Below are 21723 nucleotides of genomic sequence, written 5' to 3'. Positions count from 1 at the left end.
ATTATGAAAAAGAAATTGATTTCGCTTTTACTTGTTTCTGCCATGGCAGCTGCAACAGCAGGCTGCGGTTCATCCGTACCTGCCAACAGTGTGAACTCCAGAGATGATCTTCCGGGTAAAAAAATCGGAGTACAGCTCGGTACAACCGGAGATTCGGATGCCACAGAGTATGAAAAGAATGATGGCAGTACGGTAGAACGTTACAATAAAGGCGCAGATGCCATTCAGGCATTAAAAACAGGAAAGATTGACTGTGTGATCATTGATCAGCAACCGGCAGAAGCTTTTGTTGAAAAAAATGATGATTTAAAGATTTTATCCGATACGTTTGATCCGGAAGAGTATGCCATCTGTATTGCCAAAGGCAATTCGGATCTGACCGATAAATTTAACAGTGCGATTGAAGAACTGCAAAAGGACGGAACCATTGATTCCATCACCAGCAATTATATCGGGGATGAGGTTGGAAAGCATCCATATGAGACACCGGACGGAACCGAGTATCCAAACGGAACACTTACTATGGCAACTAATGCGCAGTTTGAGCCATACGAATATTATGACGGAGATCAGATTGTAGGAATTGATGCAGATATTGCAAAAGCAATCTGTGATAAACTCGGATATGAGCTGAAGATTGAAGATATGGAGTTTGATGCGATCATCGCAGCGGTATCTTCCGGAAAAGCTGATTTTGGTGCTGCCGGAATCACGGTAACTGAGGATCGTAAGAAAAATATTGACTTTACGGATACCTATACAAAGGCTTGTCAGGTAATCGTTGTAAGAAACAAATAATTTGTTTCGGAGGATAAACAGTGAGTGATTTTATTGCGAAATTTCAACAGGATTTTATAGAGAGCGACCGTTATCTGTATCTGCTGCGCGGGCTGGGGAATACATTGCTGATTGCAGCCCTTGCGGTTATTCTGGGAATTGTTCTTGGATTTCTGGTTGCAATCATCCGGTCTACACATGACAAGCATGGCGGACTGAATATCCTGAATTTTATCTGTAAAGTGTATCTGACCATATGGCGGGGAACCCCGACGATGGTGCAGCTGCTGATCATGTATTATATTATTCTCGTTGCACTGGATAATAAGATTCTGGTTGCAGTGATTGCGTTCGGATTGAATTCGGCGGCTTATGTGGCAGAGATTGTCCGTTCTGGAATTATGTCTGTGGATGAGGGACAGTTTGAGGCCGGACGAAGCCTTGGGTTGAATTACACCCAGACCATGCGGCTGATCATTCTTCCTCAGGCATTTAAAAATGTCCTTCCGGCACTGGCAAATGAATTTATTACACTTTTGAAAGAGACATCCATCAGTGGATACATTGCAATTCCGGATCTGACAAAAGGCGGTGACATTATCCGAAGCCAGACATATGATGCGTTTCTTCCGTTATTCGGCGTTGCGGTCATTTATCTGGTACTGGTAATGATCCTTACGGCAGGAGTACACAAACTGGAAACGAGGTTGCGGACAAATGAGCGATAACAAAAATGTATTGATCGAAGTGAGAGATCTTTGTAAATCTTTTGACCATGTTAATGTATTAAACGGAATATCAACAACGATTTCGCAGGGAGAGGTTGTTGCAATTATCGGACCGTCGGGATGCGGAAAATCTACGTTTCTGCGATCCATGAATCTTCTGGAAAAACCAACCTCCGGTTCCATTCTTTTTGAGGGAACGGATATTACGGATTCTTCCGTTGACATCAATAAAATGCGTCAGAAAATCGGAATGGTGTTTCAGCAGTTTAATCTCTTTCCCAACCATACCGTAAAAGGGAATATCATGCTTGCCCCGGTACAGACCGGGCTCATGATAAAAGAAGAGGCTTCGAAACGTGCAGATGAACTGCTGGTACGCGTAGGGCTTTCGGATAAAGCGGATGTCTATCCTGCAATGCTTTCCGGAGGACAAAAGCAGCGTATTGCGATTGCGCGTGCACTTGCCATGAATCCGGATGTGATGCTGTTTGATGAGCCGACTTCTGCACTTGATCCGGAAATGGTAGGAGAAGTACTTGAGATTATGAAAGAACTTGCCAGAGATGGAATGACGATGGTGGTTGTCACACATGAGATGGGATTTGCCAGGGAAGTGGCAAGCCGTGTAATGTTCATCAATGAAGGACAGATTCAGGAGGAGAATACACCGAAGGAATTTTTCTCCCACCCGGAAAATCCACGTTTGTGCGAGTTCCTTTCTAAAGTATTATAGTGGAAACATAAAAAAACGTCTGCCTTGTGGCAGACGTTTTTTTATGGCATTTTACTTTAAGGAAAATCCTATTTTATTCTTTAATGGAAACACGTTCCATATAAAAATCAATCGTTCCAAACGTATACAGAACCGGGATATGCAAGGTGCGTCCTGAAAACTGAATCGGGGAAACGGTAATATGCTCCGGAGCACCGAGTGTTAACTCTGTGTTAGAGGTGTTTGATACATTTACGATGAATAATCCGTTCTGCAGATTCACAAAATCCTCCAGAGAAGCCTGAACGTATTCATCGTAAGAATGGAACTGCTCATGGACATAGCGGGTAGCAAAGGCAATCGCCGTGTCCAGATCCATGGAAATATAGGTGTTAATTGCATAGTCACCATGAATTTCTTGCTTTACACAACAGGCAATGGAAGCCTCTGTGACTTCTTCCACGGAAAGCGGTGTGTAATCGGAACCGATAAAACGGATAAAATCGTTAAATAAAAGCTCGATAAACATATGTCCTTTTTCCGAAAGAGCAGCGTCGGTTGATGAAAAAAAGTTTTCAAACAACTGCTGGATATTTTTCCGGCGCTCGATAAGGCTTTCTTCATCTTCCATGCCGTTTTTGGAACGGTAATCCTGTATGATCTGTTCGAAATCGGTGTTTGTCAGAACTCCTTCATCCAAAAGAACCTGTCCAAGAGAAAGGAAGGCAGGGGTCTGCTGTTTTAACAGTTCTTCCACCTGGGCTTCGGTCAGGTATCCGAGCTGAATCGCCAGCTCACCGAAACGATTGTCCTGGTGGGTCTGGTGAATGACAACATCATCTACCTGGGCTGCATTCATGTATCCGGCATGAAGGGCAAGGGTACCGAGTTTCATATGCTGGTCTGCTTCCTGACGCATCGCTGAAAACAGCTGATCACGGGTAACATATCCGTTGGCAAGCAGATAATTTCCAAAAAATTGTGTATACATAACGATTATCTCCCTTCCAGGAAGCGCTTAACGACAGCAAGCACCTGTTCCTTGTCCAGTGGCTTTTGAATGAAATCTTTTGCGCCCGCTTCCAGTGCATTTTTCAGCTGGGACTGTGTTCCGACAGAAGAAGCGATAATGATTGTAGCTTCCGGATCAAATTCCATAATATCACGGATGGCATCATTGCCGTCTTTTTTTGGCATAACAATGTCAAGAAATACCAGATCCGGATGTACTTCTTTATATTTGTCAATTGCACTCTGTCCATCGGTGGCTTCCACGAACACCGGAGTGCCGAGAGTGGAAATGATGTCCTTTAACTGTTTACGTGCAAGAATCGAATCGTCAGTAATTAAAATTGTAGTGTCCTCAATGCGCATATACATTCTCCTTTTTGTTACATATTAAGTATATTTTACTATAAATGTATAAAATAATCAATGAAATTTGACTATTTTTGCCGATGGTAAAAAGTTTTTTCGTGTGTGATACTATAAAACAGGAGGAAAAATCATGAAAACAATTTTACTTATGGATATTGTGATCGTTTTTGTAGGCATTTATCTGGCTGTTTCTGCTGCAAAAATGAAAAAAAGCGGACAGATCAGTGACCTGGTTGTCCCGAAAGAAGAAATTAAGAAGTGTAAAGATCCCGAGGCGTATATCCGGGGAATAACACCGTGGCTGTATGGATTTGCGGCGGTAGCGGTTGTTGTGGGAGCAATCGGAATTTTATGTGATACTAAGGTGATTACGCTCGGACGCATCTGGACATATGTGGAACTTGGTGCATTTTTGGCAGCATTGTTTGCATTTGTAAGCGGAATGCGTAAAATAAAAGACAAATTTTTCCCTTAAAGCAGTATGCGGAAATGGAAAAAAGTACATAGAATCAGACCTTGAAATTCAGGTAAAAATAAAGTATAATAAGTGCAGTACAAAAGAGAAAGTTGCCGGATGCGGTATCGCATAAAAGACGGCAGAAAGAGATGCCTGAAATGTACGACAACTCTTGCTATTTAGAACCTACATTTACTTTAAACGGGATTCCTATATGATTTTTCTGGATGTCAGGCCGCCACAGTCAGCGGAAGACAGAAGGGAAACTGCGGTCGCCCACCTAGCATTGGCTAGGAGTCTAAATTGCAGGAACCGGCATTTTGGGTAACATACCAAAGAAAAAGTATTTAATATTAAGATACCAAAGAATTTATTATATACCAAAGAATGTTACAGCGTACAAAAGAGAAGGGGAGCTGCCGGAGAACGGTGGCTCCTTATTTTGTGTCAATGATAGATGAATTAATAAAAACGGAGAGTGCTTCATGAAAAAAAGAGACAAAATGAAGATGATGGGGATTCTGATTCTGCTGCTTGCGGTAATTACCGTTGCGATCACTTTAATTCTGGTATCCCGTCTTTCCAAAACGGCAGGGAAAGATCAAAAAGAAGAAACATTTGACCGTTCCGTTTCCGGGATGCTCAGCAATGCATATATCTTAAAGAGTGAAGAAAAGGATATTATTGTATTATATCGGGGAGAAACCTATTTGGCGGAGGGAAAGCCGGAGAAAAAATATACGGGGGTTGCGGATATTGAACTGACGAAGGGAAAGGTTACTAAAATTTATGCGAAACCTTCAACGATCAAGGGGGTTCTGACAAGTTACTCCTCAAAAAGTGTTCAGATAGAGGGATATGAACCGCTTTCGGCAGAAAAAGATCTGCCGGTGTATCTTGTGGCAAGTTCCGGACATGCAAAAATTCCTGTCCGTCAGGGAAAGATTTCAGATCTTGTTGTAGGAAATTCCAAAGTGGAACTGGTTGTTGCAGAGCAGAAAGCCTGTGCACTTGTAAGCTATCAGGAGGACATGGCAGAAAAGGTTCGTGTGCTGCTCAAAAACGGAAAAGAAAATACATATGCCAGTCTTTTTGTTTGCAGCGGGGATGCCTATACCGTGGATGGAAATAAAGGGAAGAAGGACACCGTAACCGATGCAGAAAAACTTCTGAAGGGGGAAAAAACGGGAAAAGAGATAAAAATTTCTCCGGATACCGGTGGCCTTTTGTATCGATGTGATAAAAACGGAAACCCGTATGGTTCCGGGTACGAGGGAGATCTGATTTTCCGGAAGGAAAAAAAGGGATATGTCCTGATCAATGAAATTCCGATGGAAGATTATATTCGTTATGTTCTGCCTTCTGAAATGCCATTATCTTTTTCCTATGAAGCCTTAAAAGCACAGGCGGTATGTGCGCGCACATTTACATACGGGCAGATGAAAAACGATACTTATGCCCAATACGGGGCAAATCTGGATGATTCCATTGCCTATCAGGCCTATCATGCAACAACTTCCTATGAAGTGACAGATCAGGCTGTGGCGGATACCGCAGGTATGGTGATGACGTACAAAGGAAAACTTGCGGACTGTTATTATTATTCCACTTCCCCGGGATATTCTGAAAATCTGGAAGTATGGAATGCCGCATCTCCGGGATATCTGCTGGCGGAAAACCATACCAGGGAAAAGACAAAAGATCTGTCTTCGGATAAAGCCTTTCATAAATTTATTACAGCAAAAGCGGATGCCTATGATGAAAATTCCCCGTATTTCCGATGGACGGCTACCCTGTCGGCAAAGCTGGGCATGGATGAAACATATGGAAAACTGAAAAAACTGAAAGTCAATAAACGAAGCACTTCCGGATATGTACTGTCTCTTACCATGGTTTTTGAAAAAGGAGAGCGGACGATTGAAAAGGAAAATGAAATCCGGTATGCACTCGGAAAGTATCTGCTGGATCTTGATCTTGCAGACGGAACCAATAAACATCGTGCCTCTTCCGTCCCGAGTGCGTGCTTTGAAATAAAAAGTCAGAAAAAAGGAACCATCGTACTGACCGGAGGCGGATTCGGGCATGGAATCGGAATGAGCCAGTACGGTGCGGACGCCATGGGGAAAGAAGGAAAGAAATGGCAGGAAATTCTCGGATTTTATTTTAAGGATGTTACATTTACCAATGTCTTTGATCTTGACACATAAAAGGAGACTGTGGTAAAATGACAAATGTGTAAAAAGCAATGAATGTGTCAGTAGCATCTGAACGACATACAGAGAGAGGAAGTCATCGGCTGTAAGCTTCCTTATGATACGCCAGCATGTGAATTTTCCCACAGGAGCTGCGCAGGTGAACACAAGGATTTTTAGCCTGCGACGGTCACTGCACGTTAAGCAGAATGAGAGCCCATATAGATACAGGATATGGGAATCTGGGTGGTAACGCGGAATTTTTCGTCCCTGATATGCAATTATGCATAGCAGGGATTTTTTTATGCCAGAAAACAGTTCCGGTTCCACAGTAGAAAATTGCGTAAAAACAATTATTATGAAAGAAAATATGTAAAAGGAGAGTACCATGAAAGAAAAATTGCAGAAAATCAGAGAAAATGCAATAGCACAGATTGAAAATTCTGACGGACTTGCAAAACTCAACGATGTGCGTGTCGCCGTTCTTGGAAAGAAAGGGGAACTCACCGCCGTATTAAAGAGTATGAAAGAGGTTGCACCGGAGGATCGCCCGAAGGTGGGACAGTGGGTAAATGAAACCCGTCAGGAAATTGAGAACAAACTTGATGAGATGAAGAAAAAACTCGAGGCTGCGGAGCTTGAACATCGTCTGGAAAATGAAGTGATTGACGTTACCCTTCCGGCAAAGAAAAACCGTGTGGGACACAGTCATCCGAATACCATGGTACTTGAAGAGGTAGAGCGTATTTTTACCGGTATGGGATATGAAGTTGTAGAAGGACCGGAAGTGGAATACGATTATTACAACTTTGAAGCATTAAATATTCCGGCAAACCATCCGGCAAAAGATGAGCAGGATACCTTCTACATCAATGATAAGATCCTGCTGCGTACACAGACTTCACCGGTTCAGGTGCGTGTGATGGAGCAGAAGAAACCTCCGATCCGTATGATCGCACCGGGACGTGTGTTCCGTGCGGATGAAGTGGATGCGACCCATTCGCCTTCTTTCCATCAGATTGAGGGAATGGTCATTGACAAGGGAATCACGTTTTCTAACTTAAAGGGAACACTGACCCAGTTTGTACAGAAGTTGTTTGGAAAAGAAACAAAAGTAAAATTCCGTCCGCATCATTTCCCATTTACGGAGCCATCGGCCGAGATGGATGTTTCCTGTTTTAAATGTGGCGGAAAAGGATGCCGTTTCTGCAAAGGTGAGGGATGGATCGAAATCCTTGGCTGTGGAATGGTACATCCAAGAGTGCTTCGTATGAGCGGTATTGATCCGGAAGAATATTCCGGCTTTGCATTTGGTATCGGTCTGGAGCGTATTACCCTGTTGAAATATGAGATTGACGATATGCGTCTGCTGTATGAGAATGACGATCGTTTCTTAAAACAGTTCTAGGAGGAGAAAAAGAATGAATACATCATTAAAATGGATCAAAGCTTTAGTTCCGGGACTTGACTGCGGCGTGCAGGAGTATGTCGATGCCATGACACTTTCCGGATCAAAAGTTGAGGGATATGAGCAGCTCGATGCAGATCTTGACAAGATCGTCGTCGGACAGGTTACAAAGATTGAAAAACACCCGGATGCCGACAAACTTGTCATCTGCCAGGTAAACGTTGGAAGCGAAACGCTGCAGATTGTGACCGGTGCACCAAACGTATTTGAAGGGGCAAAAGTTCCGGTTGTTTTAGATGGCGGACGTGTCGCAGGAGGACATGATGGAACAAAAACTCCTGGTGGAATCAAAATTAAAAAAGGAAAGCTTCGCGGGGTTGAGTCTTCTGGCATGATGTGCTCGATTGAGGAACTCGGTTCGAACCGTGAAATGTTCCCGGACGCACCGGAGAACGGACTGTATATCTTTGACGAGGATGCACCTGTCGGAGAAAATGCGGTTGCTTATTTAGGACTGGATGACAGCGTTGTCGAATATGAGATTACATCCAACCGTGTAGACTGTTTTTCCGTACTCGGCATTGCGCGTGAGGCAGCAGCCACGTTCCATAAGGAATTTGTACCTCCTGTCGTAACAGAAACCGGAAATAACGAAGATGTCAATGATTACATCAAAGTATCTGTAAAGGATCAGGATCTTTGCAGCCGTTACACGGCAAGAGTTGTAAAGAATATTAAGTTTGCCCCATCTCCGAAGTGGATGCAGGAACGTCTTCGTGCACATGGAATCCGTCCGATCAATAATCTTGTAGATATTACGAATTATGTGATGGAAGAATACGGACAGCCGATGCACGCCTATGATCTGGATACGATTGAAGGAAAAGAGATTATTGTCCGCCGTGCAGCTGCAGGTGAAAAATTTGTGACGCTGGACGGACAGGAACGTCAGCTGGATGAAAATGTACTGATGATCTGTGATGCAAAAAAAGCAGTAGGCATTGCCGGTATCATGGGTGGAGAAAATTCCATGATTACCGACCATGTAACAACCATGTTATTTGAGGCAGCATGCTTTGATGGAACCAATATCCGCAAATCCGGAAAGCGCATCGGACTGCGTACCGATGCCTCAGCTAAGTTTGAAAAAGGCTTAGATCCAAATCTTGCCATGGAAGCAATGAACCGTGCCTGCCAGCTGGTAGAAGAGTTAGGCGTCGGCGAGGTTGTAGGTGGAGCCGTTGACATTTATCCTGTGAAGCGTGAGGGCGTAAAGATTCCGTTCGAACCGGACAAGTACAATAAGCTTTTGGGAACGGATATTCCGGCCGGGGATATGATCGGATATTTCAAAAAAATAGATCTGGGATATGACGAAGCAACGAATGAGATTCTTGTTCCGTCCTGGAGACAGGATCTGCTTTGTGACGCAGATATGGCAGAGGAAGTAGCACGTTTCTACGGCTATGACAAGATCGGAACTTCTCTTCCGAGCGGAGAATCCACTGCCGGAGGAAAGAGCTTTAAGCTGCGTATGGAAGAAAAGGCACGTGAGATTGCAGAGTTCTGTGGTTTTTCACAGGCAATGACTTATTCTTTCGAGAGTCCGAAAGTATTTGACAAATTACTGATTCCGGAGGATTCCAAGTGGCGTAAAACGGTTGTGATTTCCAATCCGCTTGGGGAAGATTATTCCATTATGCGTACGCTGCCATTGAACGGAATGCTGACTTCCCTGTCTACGAACTTTGGACGCAGAAACAAAGATGTACGCCTGTACGAGATGGGAAATATCTATCTGCCGAAGCAGCTTCCGTTGACGGAACTTCCGGAAGAACGTATGCAGCTGACGTTTGGTATGTACGGAGACGGTGATTTCTTTACCATGAAGGGTGTGATCGAGGAACTCTTATACCAGACAGGTCTTCGCAAGAAGGCGCAGTATGATCCACATGCCGAGCTTCCGTTCCTGCACCCGGGACGCAAGGCGGCTATCGTATATGATGGTGCCGTGATTGGATATCTCGGAGAGGTTCATCCAACGGTTGCTGCAAATTATGCCATCAAAGAGCGCGTATATATTGCAGTGATTGATATGCCGGAGATTGTATCCCGTGCATCCTTTGATTATAAATATGAGGGAATTACCAACTTCCCGGTTTCTTCCCGTGACTTGTCCATGGTTGTTCCAAAGAATATTCTGGTAGGTGATATCGAGAAAGTATTCGAGGAAAACGGTGGTAAGTATCTGGAAAATTATGAGTTATTTGATGTATACGAAGGAGAGCAGATTGAAAAAGGCTTTAAGTCTGTCGCATACTCTCTGAAGTTCCGCGGAAAAGACAAGAATCTGGAAGAGAGCGATATTACGGGTGCTATGGATAAAATCTTAAGCGGACTGAAAAATATCGGAATCCAGTTGAGAGGTTAATCATGACAGAAGGAATGAATGTAAAAGATTATGACTATGATCTGCCGGAGGAACTGATCGCCCAGGACCCTCTGGAGGATCGTTCCAGCTCCCGGCTGATGGTGCTTGACCGTCAGACCGGGGACGTGGAACACCGACATTTTACGGATATCTTGGAATATCTTCACCCGGGTGATTGTCTGGTGATCAACAACACAAAGGTGATTCCGGCACGTCTGTTCGGAGTGAAAGAGGACACACAGGCAAAAATCGAAGTACTTTTGTTAAAACGCAAGGAAAATGATATCTGGGAGACACTCGTAAAACCGGGGAAAAAAGCAAAACCGGGCACAAAACTTGTGTTCGGAGACGGGCTTCTGACGGCAGAAGTCGTGGATGTAGTAGAAGAAGGAAACCGTCTGATTCAGTTCCATTATGACGGAATTTTTGAAGAGATTCTGGATCAGCTGGGACAGATGCCGCTGCCGCCATATATTACGCATCAGCTGAAAGATAAAAACCGCTATCAGACCGTATATGCAAAGTATGACGGATCTGCCGCTGCCCCGACAGCAGGGCTTCATTTTACGAAAGAACTGCTGCAGAAAGTAAAGGATATGGGAGTCGATATCGCAGAAGTAACCCTGCATGTCGGACTTGGCACGTTCCGTCCGGTAAAAGTAGAAAATGTACTGGATCACCATATGCACTCAGAGTTTTATATGGTGTCACAGGAAGCTGCGGATAAGATCAACCGTGCGAAGGAAAGCGGACACCGGGTGATTGCGGTCGGCACCACCAGTACGCGTACGCTCGAAGCCGCCGCAGATGAAAACGGACGGCTGCATGAGACCAGCGGCTGGACGGAAATCTTTATTTATCCGGGGTATCAGTTTAAAGTGATTGATGCCCTGATTACCAACTTCCATCTGCCACAGTCAACGCTTGTGATGCTGGTATCGGCACTCGCAGGACGGGCGCATGTGCTTCATGCGTATGAGATCGCTGTAAAAGAAAGATATCGTTTCTTTAGCTTTGGCGATGCCATGCTGATTAAATAAAGAATCACAAAAGAACTGTTACAAACAGGAAAAGAAAAATTCATTTCCTGCTTTGTGACAGTTCTTTTTATGAACATACGACCTGGTTTTTTCCGGAACGCTTTCCTTTATAGAGCTGTTTGTCTACAAAATCAAGCCACTCTTTTGCCGACTGACCGGAAGTGTATTTTCCGGCACCGATGGTTACGGTATAGCGGAAACTTTCTCTTGATGTCCGCACACAGTTGGAACTGATTGCGCTGCGGAGTTCTTCAAGGATATCTTTTGGAATTTCACCCGAACGGCATTTCCCCAGAAGAAGAAATTCTTCACCGCCCCAGCGGCAGTATTTAAATCCATGTTTCTGTGCCTGCAGGATGATGGTTTTTGCAAGAATTTTTAATGCGTCATCCCCGGTGTTGTGTCCGTAGGTATCGTTGATGTTTTTGAAATTGTCGATATCGATCATGGCAAGATAGTAATCCTTTTGTCCATTTTCGATAAAAAGTTTTTGAATTTCGTCCATCATAAAAAAACGGTTCGGAATACCTGTCAGGGCATCGTATTCTGCTTTTTTAGTAAGTTTTTCTTCCTCATGAACCATATACCGGAGTAAGAAAAGCATGGAAGTAATGATCAGCAGGAGTACAAAAATTACGATTACGACTGCCAGGATACCTGTTTCCGTCAGGGAAAGGGGATAAAAAGGTGAAATCCGGTTTCCCGCCACGTATAAGGCAACGATGGCAACGGAGTAAAGACTGCTCAGAATCAACACGGGTGTTATGGATTTCTTCTTGTCCGGAAGGATACATTCTATAATAAAGAAAAACAAAATCACGCCGAACAGACATAACTGAAAATTGCAGCCAAGCCCCACGCAAAGTGTCGCAGCCGACATATGTAGGAGAATTTCAATGGAAGCGAGGTAGACATACAAATGTATTTTGAATTTTTGCAGCATAAAAAAAGCCAGTGTGTAAAAAAGGATGCTTCCTAAATTAAAATAAACCATAAAGTTGATTTTTAAATTTGCAAATAAAAGAAGAAATCCAATATGTACAACCAAAAATATCTTGTTAATAAAAGAAAGATATTTATATTCAATTTTTTCTGAAATAGAATGATCTGTCATTGTATGTAACCCCATAATTTTTTATAAACGTTTTCGCATAATTCAACCCAAAGCTATTCTTTTATATTAGCACTTATTTACATATACCGCAATAATTTTTCTTAAAAGTAATTGTTAACCAGTATAAAAAGGCGGTTGACAATAAAAAACCATGCGTGTATACTTAACACGGTAAATTCGTATGGAAAGGAAGAAAAAAATGAATGACACTGTAAGCGCGACACCAAAGAAAATGTCGGTAAAAACCATTGCTGTGATCGGTGTTCTCACAGCTGTAACCTGTATTTTGGCACCATTGTCCATCCCGATTGGAGATGTTCCGATTTCTCTTACCAATCTGGTGATTTATTTCGGACTTTATATTTTAGGCACCCGGAGGGAGACGGTCAGCTATATTGTTTACCTTCTGATCGGACTGGTTGGCGTTCCGGTATTTTCCGGTTTTACAGCAGGTCCGGCAAAAATGTTCGGACCGACAGGCGGCTATCTGATCGGGTTTATTCCGATGGCTGTGATCGCCGGAATTTTTATTGAAAAGTCCGGACGGAAACTGGTATTGGGCATGATCGGCATGATTCTCGGAACTGCTGTTTGCTATATCTTTGGAACGGTATGGTTTGTACTGGTAATGAAAACCTCTGTACAGGCGGCGTTGACAATGTGCGTCTATCCGTTTATTGTATTTGACATTATCAAAATGGTTCTTGCTGCATGGATCGGACCGCAGATTCACGGACGTCTGGTGCAGGCGGGACTTTTATAAAATCATTACTTTTTATTGGATATTCCGGGAAGGGACCCGGAATATCCCTTTTTTTACTTGTAATGTGTTTCTGAATGTAATAAAATAATATTTATATTATCGTTTGAAAAGGTATAAGGGGATGGAAAATGGAAGAAAAAAGGAAAAATAAAAGACTGGATCTGGATGTCAATGTACAGTTGGAGCGTCTGGATGAAGACGGGGTCACAACTTTAAAATTTGTGCATGTGGATGTAACAGATATTTCAAAAAGCGGAATTGGATTTGACTGTAAAAAGAAACTGGAAATGAATTCCTATTATGATGCAAAGATCCAGATATGGACAAAAGAAGTGGTGGATGCAGTCATTCAGATTGTCCGCAGCGAAGAAAAGCCGGACGGATTTCATTATGGCGGTGTGTTTATCGGAATGACGGATACCGATGCATTAAAGATTGATATCTATCAGATTTTTAACGAACTGTAAAATAAGGCGGGAAAAACTATGATCTTACAGGATACTTATGAGGTAAAAAAAGCAGACATAATTCCGGTTGAGGTTTCGGTTCCAGGATCGAAGAGCATTACAAACCGGGCACTTCTGATTGCAGCACTTGCAAACGGAAAGAGTGTTCTTAAAGGGGTTCTTTTTTCGGATGACAGCAGGCATTTCCTGCAGGCTTTGCAGGACCTGGGCTTTGTGGTGGAAATTGATGAGCCGCATGCGGTTGTCTCCATTGAAGGAAAAGGGGGCAGGGTTCCAAAGACAAAAGCTTCCGTTGATGTGGGAAGTGCAGGAACTGCTGCCCGTTTTCTGACGGCATACCTTGGTCTGTGTGAGGGAGAATATCATATGAACTCTTCCGAGCAGATGAAAAAGCGCCCGATGGAAGAATTGCTGCAGGCACTTCAAGACCTTGGGGCGGAAGTTACTTATAAGGAAGCATCAGGACATTTCCCATTTGCGATCGGAAACAGTGGTGTGAATAGACACGAAGTAACCATTGATGTTGAAAAAAGCAGTCAGTTTCTGAGTGCGCTTCTGATCTCTTCCGTGCTGTTTCAGAAAGAATTCCGGATTCACGTCAAAGGGCATCATGGAATGGCTTATGTAGAGATGACGGTTGCCATGATGAAGCAGTTTGGTGTGGAAGTACAACGACCTGCATCCGATACTTTTGTGATTGCGGAACATGCAGCATATCAGGCAAGAGAGTATCAGATTGAACCGGATGTTTCGGCAGCTTCTTATTTTTATGCGATGTGCCCGGTTGTCGGCGTTCCTGCAAAGGTCTGCCATGTACACTGGGAAAGCTTACAGGGAGATACTTCTTTTTTACATGTGCTGGAACAGATGGGATGCCGGACAGAGGAAGAACCGGATGGAATCCGGATGTATCCGCCGACGGAAGGATTCCTGGGAGGGGTATTTGACTTTTCTGCATTTTCAGATCAGGCTCTGACACTGGCGGCAATTGCGTGTTTTGCCAGTGAAACCGTGGAGATTACCGGAATCGGACATATCCGTTATCAGGAATGTGACCGTTTTGCCGCGATTCTTACCAATCTGAAGGCAATGGGAATCGCATGCGAGCAGCTGGATGAGAACCGTATTGTGATTCATCCGGGAAAACCGCATGGATGTAAAATAAAAACGTTCGAGGATCACCGGGTTGCGATGGCTTTTGCAATTCCGGGACTTGTGACAGACGGTATTGTGATTGAAAATCCTTCCTGCTGCAGGAAGACGTTTGAAAACTATTTTGAAATACTCGATACCTTGTGCAAATAAAAATACAGGCTCCGGAAATTATCCGGAGCCTGTATTTTTTATGGGAAAACCATTTATGTTTTACCGTTCGTGAACCATATAGCCATTGTCGGTAAGCAGACGTTTGGCACGGGTCAGAGTCTGTTTGTCAGGAAACGCGAGCTGAAGAACACCTTCTTCAAATTCCCGGTTATTTACAATACCGATGTTTTTGATGCTGATATGGTATTGTGCGAGCAGCCCGGCAACAGCAGCAATACCGCCGGTTTCATCGACCAGATCCACAAAACATTCATAATATACCGTAGGGGATTTGACACTTGGCAGTGTGATGGAATCCCGGTAGTCTTTTGCCTGCTGAAAGAAGGAAAGCAGTGCCTGTTCATTGGAACTGTCAATGTATCCGCGAAGCTTCGTTAGAAGGGCAAGGTACTGATCCATCAGTGAAAGAAGCGGTTCCCGGTTGGAAGCACAGATATTCTGCCACATCACAGGCGAAGAAGATGCAATTCTTGTGATATCCTTAAATCCCCCGGCAGCAATGGTTTTCATGGTTTCTTTGTCATCATCGATCTGGTGGATCAGATTGACCAGCGAATATGCGATCATGTGCGGCAGATGGCTGATGGCTGCCGTAGAGTAATCGTGTATTTTATAATCCAAAATCAGTGGAATTGCTCCAAGCGACAATACAAAATCACGAAATTCCGAAATTTCTTCCTTTGGAGTCAGGGCGGTCGGGGTGATAATATAGTATGCATTTTCCAAAAGCGTATTGGTGGCACTTAATATGCCTGTTTTTTCGGAACCGGTCATGGGATGCCCGCCGATAAAATTGGCCTCCATGCCAAGACGTATCACTTCTTCATGAATTTCCGTTTTTGTGCTTCCAACGTCTGTGATATAACAGTCGCTGCGGATAATATCTTTTAACTGACGCAGATATGCGAGGTTCCGTTGAACCGGGGCACATAAAAAAATATAATCACAGTCCGAAAAAGCAGACAGTGGTAACAGATCATTGTTTTCGATCAGTCCCTCACGGTACGCTTCTTCGATGGTTTCTTTATGATGTGCCGTGGCATAAATTTTGATGTCCGGCTGATTGGATTTCATTTTTTTGGCGATCGAACCTCCAATCAGACCCAGTCCGATAAAACCGATTGTTTGAAAAGCCATAAGTTTATTTCCTTTATATTACGTAATTGATGTGTTTATTGTACTATAGAATGGCAGGAGTGTCAAAAGAGGAATGTGTGACAGCACTTGCAACAATTGTCCGTTCGTGTGATAATAAAAAGGCGAAAGGAAGCAGAAAGAGGAATTTTTATGAATTTACTTACCGTTGATCATATTACAAAAGTTTATACACAGCGTGAGTTGTTTCACGATGCATCGTTTTATCTGCAGGATGGGGAAAAAGTCGGAATCATAGGCATCAATGGAACCGGAAAATCCACGCTGTTAAAAATTATGGCAGGACTCGAAGAACCGGATGCCGGAAATGTCGTACGGGCCAATCATCTTGTGATTCGCTATCTGCCGCAGATGCCGGAATTTGACCCGCAAAAGGGAGCACTTGAGAATGTACTTTCTTATGCGCAGATTGGAAGTGTGCATCAGCAGGAAGACCGGGAAGAACATGAAAAATGGAATCTGGAAAGCAATGCCAAATCCATGATGACGCGGCTTGGCATATACAATTTCGATGAACCGGTGGGATATTTGTCCGGCGGACAGCGGAAACGACTGGCTCTTGTTGCAGTGCTCCTTACTCCGTGTGATGTACTGCTTTTGGATGAGCCGACGAACCATCTGGATGCCGAAATGGCAGAGTGGCTGGAAAATTATCTGAAAAATTACCGGGGAGCAATGGTTATGGTGACACATGACCGGTATTTTCTGGACAGTGTATGCAACCGGATTGTGGAAGTTGATAAAGGACAGATTTACAGCTATGAGACAAACTATTCCGGATATCTTGCGGCCAAACAGGAGAGGGAAGACATTGCCTGGGCAGGCGAACGGAAAAGACAGTCCATTCTGCGCAAGGAAATCGAATGGATGCAGCGCGGGGCAAGGGCGCGTTCCACCAAACAGAAAGCACATATCCAGCGCTATGAGGCCTTGCGGGATCAAAAAAAGCCGGATGTTGATAAAAAGATCGAAATCGGTTCGGTGTCCTCCCGTATGGGAAAAACAACCGTGGAATTATCACATATCACAAAAACATATGGAGATCATGTACTGATTTCTGATTTTTCCTATATTTTCTTAAAAAATGACCGGATTGGTTTTGTCGGGAAAAACGGATGCGGCAAGACAACACTTATGAAAATTATTGATGGCAGAATTTTGCCGGATGCTGGGGAAGTAACCATTGGACAGACGATAAAAATCGGATATTACACACAGGAGATCGAACAGGATGAGAATGCGGGAATTGCATATATGGACCCAAAGCTTCGCGTGATTGATTATATCAAAAATACAGCAGAATATGTACGCACAGAAGATGGACTGGTTTCGGCATCCGCAATGCTCGATCAGTTTTTGTTTCCACCGGAAGAACAGTATGGACAGATCAAAAAACTGTCCGGCGGAGAAAAGCGCAGACTGAATCTGCTGCGGGTTCTTATGGAAGCTCCCAATGTACTGATTCTTGACGAACCAACCAACGATCTTGATATCACGACACTGACCATTCTTGAAGATTATCTGGATCATTATGACGGTATTGTGATTACGGTATCGCATGACCGTTATTTTCTGGACCGTGTGGTGCACAGAATCTTTGCTTTTGAGGGAAACGGAAAGCTCTGCCAGTATGAGGGCGGATATACGGACTACCACAGACGGGCCGAAGAGGAAGGAAAATTTGTAGATACTGCAGGCGATTCGTTCCGTAAAAATGAAGAGACGGCAAATGTACAGGAAAAACAGGCGACAGAAGACTCACGTTCTACATGGAAACATGAAAATAAATTAAAATTTTCATATAAAGAACAGAAAGAATATGAAACCATTGAGGACGACATTGCAGCTTTGGAAACACGGCTGGGAGAGATTGACGGGGAGATGGCATCCTGCGCACGGGATTTTGTGAAGCTGAATGAACTGACAGAAGAAAAAACGCAGCTGGAAACACAATTGGAAGAAAAAATGGATCGCTGGACGTATCTGGAAGAACTTGCGGCAAAAATACTTCAACAAAATGCATAAAAAGGTTGTAAAACTTTCTGAAAATTAGTAGAATATAACCATAAAAGGGTAAATATTCTAAAAAAGGAGGGTTTTACTATGAACGTATATACGACAGACAGAATTCGTAATGTGGTTCTCCTGGGGCATGGAGGATGCGGCAAAACTTCCCTGGTGGAAGCCATGGCATATCTGGCAGGTCTGACGACACGTATGGGGACGGTCGCAGATAAAAATACCATCAGTGATTTTGATAAGGAGGAGACGAAACGCCAGTTTTCGATCCATACTTCTGTGGTCGCGATCCCGTGGAAAGACAACAAAATTAATGTTTTGGATACCCCAGGCTATTTTGATTTTGTCGGGGAAGTCGAAGAGGCAGTTTCCGCAGCGGATGCAGCAATTATCGTTATTTCCGGAAAAGCGGGAATCGAGACAGGCACGCGGCGCGCCTGGGAAATCTGTGAAAAAAATCATCTTCCACGTATGATCTTTGTGACAGATATGGATATTGACAATGCAAGTTACCGTCAGGTAGTGGAAGATCTGCAGGCTCTTTACGGAAAGAAAATTGCACCGTTTCATCTGCCGGTCCGGGAGGATGGCCAGTTTGTCGGATATGTCAATGTCATCCAGCAGAAAGCAAAGCGATGGATCGATGAGGGAACCGTTGAAAAATTTGAAGTTCCGGAATATTCCCAAAAGAATCTTAATCTGTGCAGGGAAGCTTTGTTAGAAGCTGTGGCAGAAACCAGCGAGGAGTTTATGGACCGTTATTTTAACGGAGATGAATTCTCCGAGGACGAAATTCGTCAGGCGCTCAGGGTAAATGTCATGGATGGTTCTATCGTTCCGGTTCTTATGGGATCGAATCCGCTTGCCCGCGGGATGTATACGCTGATGGCAGATATTGTTAAATATTTTCCGAGCCCGGACAAACGGACCTGCGCAGGCATCAATACGACAAACAACGAGGTGTATCCGGCGGACTATGATTTCGCAAAACCGAAGAGTGCGTATATTTTTAAGACAATTGTAGATCCTTACATTGGAAAGTATTCTCTGATCAAAGTAAATTCCGGTGTGCTTAAGACGGATGATGTCTTATTTAATTATCACAGGGATTGTGACGAAAAGATTGGAAAGCTGTACGTTCTGCGCGGAAATAAAACAGAGGAAGTAAAAGAACTTCATGCGGGGGATATCGGAGCACTGGCAAAGCTGTCCCTGTCCCAGACAACGGATTCCCTGTCCGTACGGAATAATCCGGTTGCCTATCTTCGCACGAATTTCTCAAAACCGTACGTATCTATGCGCTACAAAGCAAAAAACAAAGGGGATGTGGATAAGATTTCCCAGTCGCTGCAAAAAATTCTGATGGAAGATCAGACGCTGCGTGTGGTAAATGACAGTGAAAATCGTCAGACTCTGTTATATGGCATGGGTGAGCAGCAGCTTGAAATTGTTCAGAGTATGCTGCTTGAAAAGTATAAAGTAGAAATTGAACTGATGCGTCCAAAGGTCGCTTTCCGCGAAACCATACGTGGAAAATCAGATGTTGAATACAAATATAAAAAACAGTCCGGTGGACATGGACAGTACGGCCATGTTAAAATGAAATTTGAGCCGAGCGGGGATTTAGAGGTCCCTTATGTATTTGAACAGTGTGTTGTGGGTGGAGCCATTCCGAAAAATTATTTTCCAGCAGTGGAAAAAGGAATTGCAGAAGCTGTTTTGAAAGGACCGCTTGCGGCCTACCCGGTAATCGGAGTGAAAGCGGTACTCTATGATGGCTCCTATCATCCGGTGGATTCCTCCGAGATGGCATTTAAAGTAGCCGCCAAACAGGCATTTAAGAAAGGATTTTTAGATGCGAAGCCGGTATTGTTAGAGCCGATCGCCTCTGTAAAGATCATTACTCCGGAGGAATATACCGGTGAAATCATGGGAGATCTGAATAAACGCAGAGGTCGTGTGATGAATATGAATGCAGAAAACGGGTATCAGGAGATCGATGCGGATCTTCCATATCTTGAACTGTATGGATATAATACACAGCTTCGGTCAATGACCAGCGGAAGCGGAACATTTTCTTATGAATTTGCCCGGTATGAACAAGCACCTGAGGATGTGGCAGCAAGAGAAATAGAAGAGAGGGCAGGCAAAGTTGTGGAGACAGAAGAATAGTACAGTGTTTGCTGTATTATTGATTGCAATAACCTTAAATTTTATCGTGACACCGACATATGCAAAAAACACAGAACTCGAAGGGGAGAATTATGCCCCTTCGAGTTCTTCCTTTCAAAAACCTGCAAATGTTCACACAAAGAACGATACGGTTACCGTGGGGTATTTTCTGGGAGGCGGCATACAGAATTCTTTCAATAAAGAATCGTACCCGGCATTCAGCGGGGACCAGCCGCTGTATACGCCATACCGGAGTGGATTCCGGTTTCTCGGATGGTACTCCGATGCCGCGCTTCACAAACAGATAAAGACCATTCCCACGGATCGTAAGGATCATTACATTCTTTATGCCAAATGGACCGCAAAGATTAATAATTATTACAATGTAGAATATTATAACTATCACAAAAGAGAGAGCCGGTTCGACAAAAATCTGGTTCTGTTGAAAGATCTTGATTACAGCTTTTACAATGAAATTGATATTCCGGGCATGCCGGATACCCGGGAGGAGGATGTGTTAAAAAAATATATTTTCAGTGCATCCCAGTGCCCGCAGGGGATTTGTCTGACCGACGAATTTGTGCTGATCACTTCTTATTCCACGGAAGATGACTGTATGGGAGAGCTTATGGTGTTTGACCGGGAAACCGGAGAATATATGGTCACACTGGGAATGGATGAAAACAGCCATCTGGGAGGAATTGCGTTTGACGGTGACAATGTATGGGTGTGCAATTCCTATGAAAACTGTGTGGAGCGGATCTCCTACGATTTTATTGAACTGATGGCCTATCAGAATACCGGAGATGTCGTGGATGCAAGAGATGTAGTGGATGAGTTTCCGGTCAAAAATACGCCTTCCTGTATTACCTGGTATGGCGGAAGATTGTGGATTGCAACGCATACACTTCTGGTGAATTCACGAATGGTGGCATATTATCTGGATAAAAAGACGGACAAACTGATTGCCCTCAGTGATTATAAAATTCCGCAAAAGGTGCAGGGAGTTACGTTCGATGATTCCGGAAACGTATATCTGAGCACTTCCTACGGAAGAAACCAGTCTTCCTATTTATATTGTTACGACTCTGTCACGGCACTCGCAACCCGGCCGAAACATCCGAGAAAGAAAGTGGAAATGCCTCCGGCATCGGAAGAACTCGATGTAAGTGACAATACCTTATATATTCTGTTTGAATCGGCAGGAGAAAAATATTATGAGGGAACCGACGGGAAAGGCAAAAGCCTGTTCCCGCTGGATAAAATTTTAAAAATCCCGATCAGGGAGCTGGATGTGAACGGTTCATCGACATCAGGGACATGATCTTTTTCATTTGCGTCTGACTCTCAGGCGGAAGGTCTTTGGACAGCAGATCACACAACAGTTCGATTTCAGGCTTTGTGAAATCAATATGGTTTTCCTTTGCCTGCCTCATATTTGAGAGAAGAAACGGCATGGCATCTTTCATGTTTAAAGGTTTTTCTTTCTGTGCAAAGGAGAGCAGAAATTGCAATTTTTCCGGACTTAAATTGGCAAACGCCGGATTGTTAAAAAGATTGGAATCCATTCAAAAACCTCCTGCGG

At 43.7% G+C, this 21723-nt stretch carries 19 protein-coding genes, 1 other RNA gene and 1 other annotated feature; of the genes, 15 read left to right on the top strand and 5 right to left on the bottom strand.

From position 1 onward, the window contains the following. Window positions 1-3: 3 nt before the first annotated feature. The 3 genes from DXD06_RS01450 to DXD06_RS01440 are packed head-to-tail and all read left to right on the top strand — an operon-like array spanning window position 4 to window position 2238. The gene (locus tag DXD06_RS01450; RefSeq protein ID WP_199535185.1) at window positions 4-798 is read left to right on the top strand and encodes a transporter substrate-binding domain-containing protein; all 795 of its coding nucleotides are present in this window, start codon (window positions 4-6) and stop codon (window positions 796-798) included. Between the two features lie 20 nt (window positions 799-818). Continuing rightward, window positions 819-1505 (top strand): amino acid ABC transporter permease, encoded by a 687-nt coding sequence (locus DXD06_RS01445; RefSeq protein WP_022047091.1) that lies wholly within the window; start codon window positions 819-821, stop codon window positions 1503-1505. Continuing rightward, entirely contained in the window at window positions 1495-2238 is a 744-nt protein-coding gene (locus DXD06_RS01440) for an amino acid ABC transporter ATP-binding protein (RefSeq protein ID WP_117830378.1), read from the top strand. Before DXD06_RS01445 ends, DXD06_RS01440 begins: the two co-directional genes overlap by 11 nt. Window positions 2239-2311: 73 nt before the next feature. On the opposite strand, the gene DXD06_RS01435 is transcribed toward DXD06_RS01440, so the two are convergent. Together DXD06_RS01435 and DXD06_RS01430 are read right to left on the bottom strand one after the other, a co-directional pair. Then, the gene (locus DXD06_RS01435) at window positions 2312-3208 is read right to left on the bottom strand and encodes a chemotaxis protein CheX (RefSeq protein WP_117830377.1); all 897 of its coding nucleotides are present in this window, start codon (window positions 3206-3208) and stop codon (window positions 2312-2314) included. Between the two features lie 5 nt (window positions 3209-3213). Beyond that, window positions 3214-3591, bottom strand: a complete 378-nt coding sequence (locus tag DXD06_RS01430) for a response regulator (RefSeq protein WP_022047088.1) — start codon at window positions 3589-3591, stop codon at window positions 3214-3216. Between the two features lie 133 nt (window positions 3592-3724). Here DXD06_RS01430 and DXD06_RS01425 point away from each other — a divergent pair, with 133 nt between their 5' ends. From DXD06_RS01425 to queA, 6 genes are all read left to right on the top strand, one after another. Then, a complete protein-coding gene (locus tag DXD06_RS01425) occupies window positions 3725-4069 on the top strand; it encodes a hypothetical protein (RefSeq protein WP_022047087.1) in 345 nt (114 codons plus the stop codon). 129 nt (window positions 4070-4198) lie between these two features. After that, window positions 4199-4382: non-coding RNA, 6S RNA (ssrS, locus tag DXD06_RS01420), on the top strand. 154 nt (window positions 4383-4536) lie between these two features. After that, window positions 4537-6258, top strand: a complete 1722-nt coding sequence (locus DXD06_RS01415) for a SpoIID/LytB domain-containing protein (protein WP_117830376.1) — start codon at window positions 4537-4539, stop codon at window positions 6256-6258. Window positions 6259-6287: 29 nt separating this feature from the next. Further along, window positions 6288-6518 (top strand) — a binding site (T-box leader). 113 nt (window positions 6519-6631) lie between these two features. After that, a complete protein-coding gene (pheS, locus tag DXD06_RS01410; RefSeq protein WP_022047085.1) occupies window positions 6632-7651 on the top strand; it encodes a phenylalanine--tRNA ligase subunit alpha in 1020 nt (339 codons plus the stop codon). 13 nt (window positions 7652-7664) lie between these two features. Beyond that, entirely contained in the window at window positions 7665-10082 is a 2418-nt protein-coding gene (gene pheT / locus DXD06_RS01405; RefSeq protein WP_117830375.1) for a phenylalanine--tRNA ligase subunit beta, read from the top strand. A 14-nt stretch (window positions 10083-10096) separates the two neighbouring features. Further along, the gene (gene queA / locus DXD06_RS01400; RefSeq protein ID WP_055261558.1) at window positions 10097-11122 is read left to right on the top strand and encodes a tRNA preQ1(34) S-adenosylmethionine ribosyltransferase-isomerase QueA; all 1026 of its coding nucleotides are present in this window, start codon (window positions 10097-10099) and stop codon (window positions 11120-11122) included. Window positions 11123-11189: 67 nt separating this feature from the next. On the opposite strand, the gene DXD06_RS01395 is transcribed toward queA, so the two are convergent. Beyond that, on the bottom strand, window positions 11190-12002 hold the full coding sequence (locus DXD06_RS01395; RefSeq protein ID WP_158569456.1) for a GGDEF domain-containing protein: 813 nt from the start codon (window positions 12000-12002) through the stop codon (window positions 11190-11192). Window positions 12003-12435: 433 nt separating this feature from the next. Between DXD06_RS01395 and DXD06_RS01390 the strand changes: the two genes are divergently transcribed. The 3 genes from DXD06_RS01390 to aroA all read left to right on the top strand — a co-directional run bounded on the left by DXD06_RS01390 (window position 12436) and on the right by aroA (window position 14771). Continuing rightward, window positions 12436-12999 (top strand): biotin transporter BioY, encoded by a 564-nt coding sequence (locus tag DXD06_RS01390; protein WP_055067795.1) that lies wholly within the window; start codon window positions 12436-12438, stop codon window positions 12997-12999. A gap of 128 nt (window positions 13000-13127) precedes the next feature. Continuing rightward, window positions 13128-13466: a PilZ domain-containing protein gene (locus DXD06_RS01385; protein ID WP_022047081.1), complete on the top strand. Its 339-nt coding sequence runs from the start codon at window positions 13128-13130 to the stop codon at window positions 13464-13466. Between the two features lie 18 nt (window positions 13467-13484). Next, window positions 13485-14771, top strand: coding sequence for a 3-phosphoshikimate 1-carboxyvinyltransferase (aroA, locus tag DXD06_RS01380; protein WP_022047080.1), 1287 nt, complete (start codon window positions 13485-13487; stop codon window positions 14769-14771). Between the two features lie 60 nt (window positions 14772-14831). On the opposite strand, the gene DXD06_RS01375 is transcribed toward aroA, so the two are convergent. Then, complete coding sequence (locus DXD06_RS01375) at window positions 14832-15929, bottom strand: prephenate dehydrogenase (protein ID WP_117830373.1); 1098 nt, start codon at window positions 15927-15929, stop codon at window positions 14832-14834. Window positions 15930-16079: 150 nt separating this feature from the next. On the opposite strand from DXD06_RS01375, the gene DXD06_RS01370 reads away from it, so the two are divergent. The 3 genes from DXD06_RS01370 (at window position 16080) to DXD06_RS01360 (ending at window position 21462) form a co-directional block, all read left to right on the top strand. Beyond that, a complete protein-coding gene (locus DXD06_RS01370) occupies window positions 16080-17972 on the top strand; it encodes an ABC-F family ATP-binding cassette domain-containing protein (protein WP_117830372.1) in 1893 nt (630 codons plus the stop codon). Between the two features lie 78 nt (window positions 17973-18050). Then, window positions 18051-20138 carry an elongation factor G gene (locus DXD06_RS01365; RefSeq protein ID WP_117830371.1) on the top strand — a complete coding sequence of 696 codons (2088 nt, stop codon included), beginning with the start codon at window positions 18051-18053 and terminating at the stop codon, window positions 20136-20138. 4 nt (window positions 20139-20142) lie between these two features. Continuing rightward, complete coding sequence (locus DXD06_RS01360) at window positions 20143-21462, top strand: InlB B-repeat-containing protein (RefSeq protein ID WP_117830472.1); 1320 nt, start codon at window positions 20143-20145, stop codon at window positions 21460-21462. On the opposite strand, the gene DXD06_RS01355 is transcribed toward DXD06_RS01360, so the two are convergent. Continuing rightward, the gene (locus DXD06_RS01355; RefSeq protein WP_055261316.1) at window positions 21419-21706 is read right to left on the bottom strand and encodes a hypothetical protein; all 288 of its coding nucleotides are present in this window, start codon (window positions 21704-21706) and stop codon (window positions 21419-21421) included. The genes DXD06_RS01360 and DXD06_RS01355 overlap by 44 nt on opposite strands. Between the last annotated feature and the right edge of the window lie 17 nt (window positions 21707-21723).

Source organism: Roseburia sp. TF10-5, from assembly GCF_003462365.1.
Taxonomy (GTDB): domain Bacteria; phylum Bacillota; class Clostridia; order Lachnospirales; family Lachnospiraceae; genus Roseburia; species Roseburia faecis.
This window is presented reverse-complemented; position numbering and strand designations above follow the sequence as displayed.

Coding starts and splice junctions, on each gene's coding strand:
- DXD06_RS01450 (WP_199535185.1), top strand. CDS start 4: ATGAAAAAGAAATTGATTTCGCTTTTACTTGTTTCTGCCATGGCAGCT.
- DXD06_RS01440 (WP_117830378.1), top strand. CDS start 1,495: ATGAGCGATAACAAAAATGTATTGATCGAAGTGAGAGATCTTTGTAAA.
- DXD06_RS01435 (WP_117830377.1), bottom strand. CDS start 3,208: ATGTATACACAATTTTTTGGAAATTATCTGCTTGCCAACGGATATGTT.
- DXD06_RS01430 (WP_022047088.1), bottom strand. CDS start 3,591: ATGCGCATTGAGGACACTACAATTTTAATTACTGACGATTCGATTCTT.
- DXD06_RS01425 (WP_022047087.1), top strand. CDS start 3,725: ATGAAAACAATTTTACTTATGGATATTGTGATCGTTTTTGTAGGCATT.
- DXD06_RS01415 (WP_117830376.1), top strand. CDS start 4,537: ATGAAAAAAAGAGACAAAATGAAGATGATGGGGATTCTGATTCTGCTG.
- pheS (WP_022047085.1), top strand. CDS start 6,632: ATGAAAGAAAAATTGCAGAAAATCAGAGAAAATGCAATAGCACAGATT.
- pheT (WP_117830375.1), top strand. CDS start 7,665: ATGAATACATCATTAAAATGGATCAAAGCTTTAGTTCCGGGACTTGAC.
- queA (WP_055261558.1), top strand. CDS start 10,097: ATGAATGTAAAAGATTATGACTATGATCTGCCGGAGGAACTGATCGCC.
- DXD06_RS01395 (WP_158569456.1), bottom strand. CDS start 12,002: ATGTCGGCTGCGACACTTTGCGTGGGGCTTGGCTGCAATTTTCAGTTA.
- DXD06_RS01390 (WP_055067795.1), top strand. CDS start 12,436: ATGAATGACACTGTAAGCGCGACACCAAAGAAAATGTCGGTAAAAACC.
- DXD06_RS01385 (WP_022047081.1), top strand. CDS start 13,128: ATGGAAGAAAAAAGGAAAAATAAAAGACTGGATCTGGATGTCAATGTA.
- aroA (WP_022047080.1), top strand. CDS start 13,485: ATGATCTTACAGGATACTTATGAGGTAAAAAAAGCAGACATAATTCCG.
- DXD06_RS01375 (WP_117830373.1), bottom strand. CDS start 15,929: ATGGCTTTTCAAACAATCGGTTTTATCGGACTGGGTCTGATTGGAGGT.
- DXD06_RS01370 (WP_117830372.1), top strand. CDS start 16,080: ATGAATTTACTTACCGTTGATCATATTACAAAAGTTTATACACAGCGT.
- DXD06_RS01365 (WP_117830371.1), top strand. CDS start 18,051: ATGAACGTATATACGACAGACAGAATTCGTAATGTGGTTCTCCTGGGG.
- DXD06_RS01355 (WP_055261316.1), bottom strand. CDS start 21,706: ATGGATTCCAATCTTTTTAACAATCCGGCGTTTGCCAATTTAAGTCCG.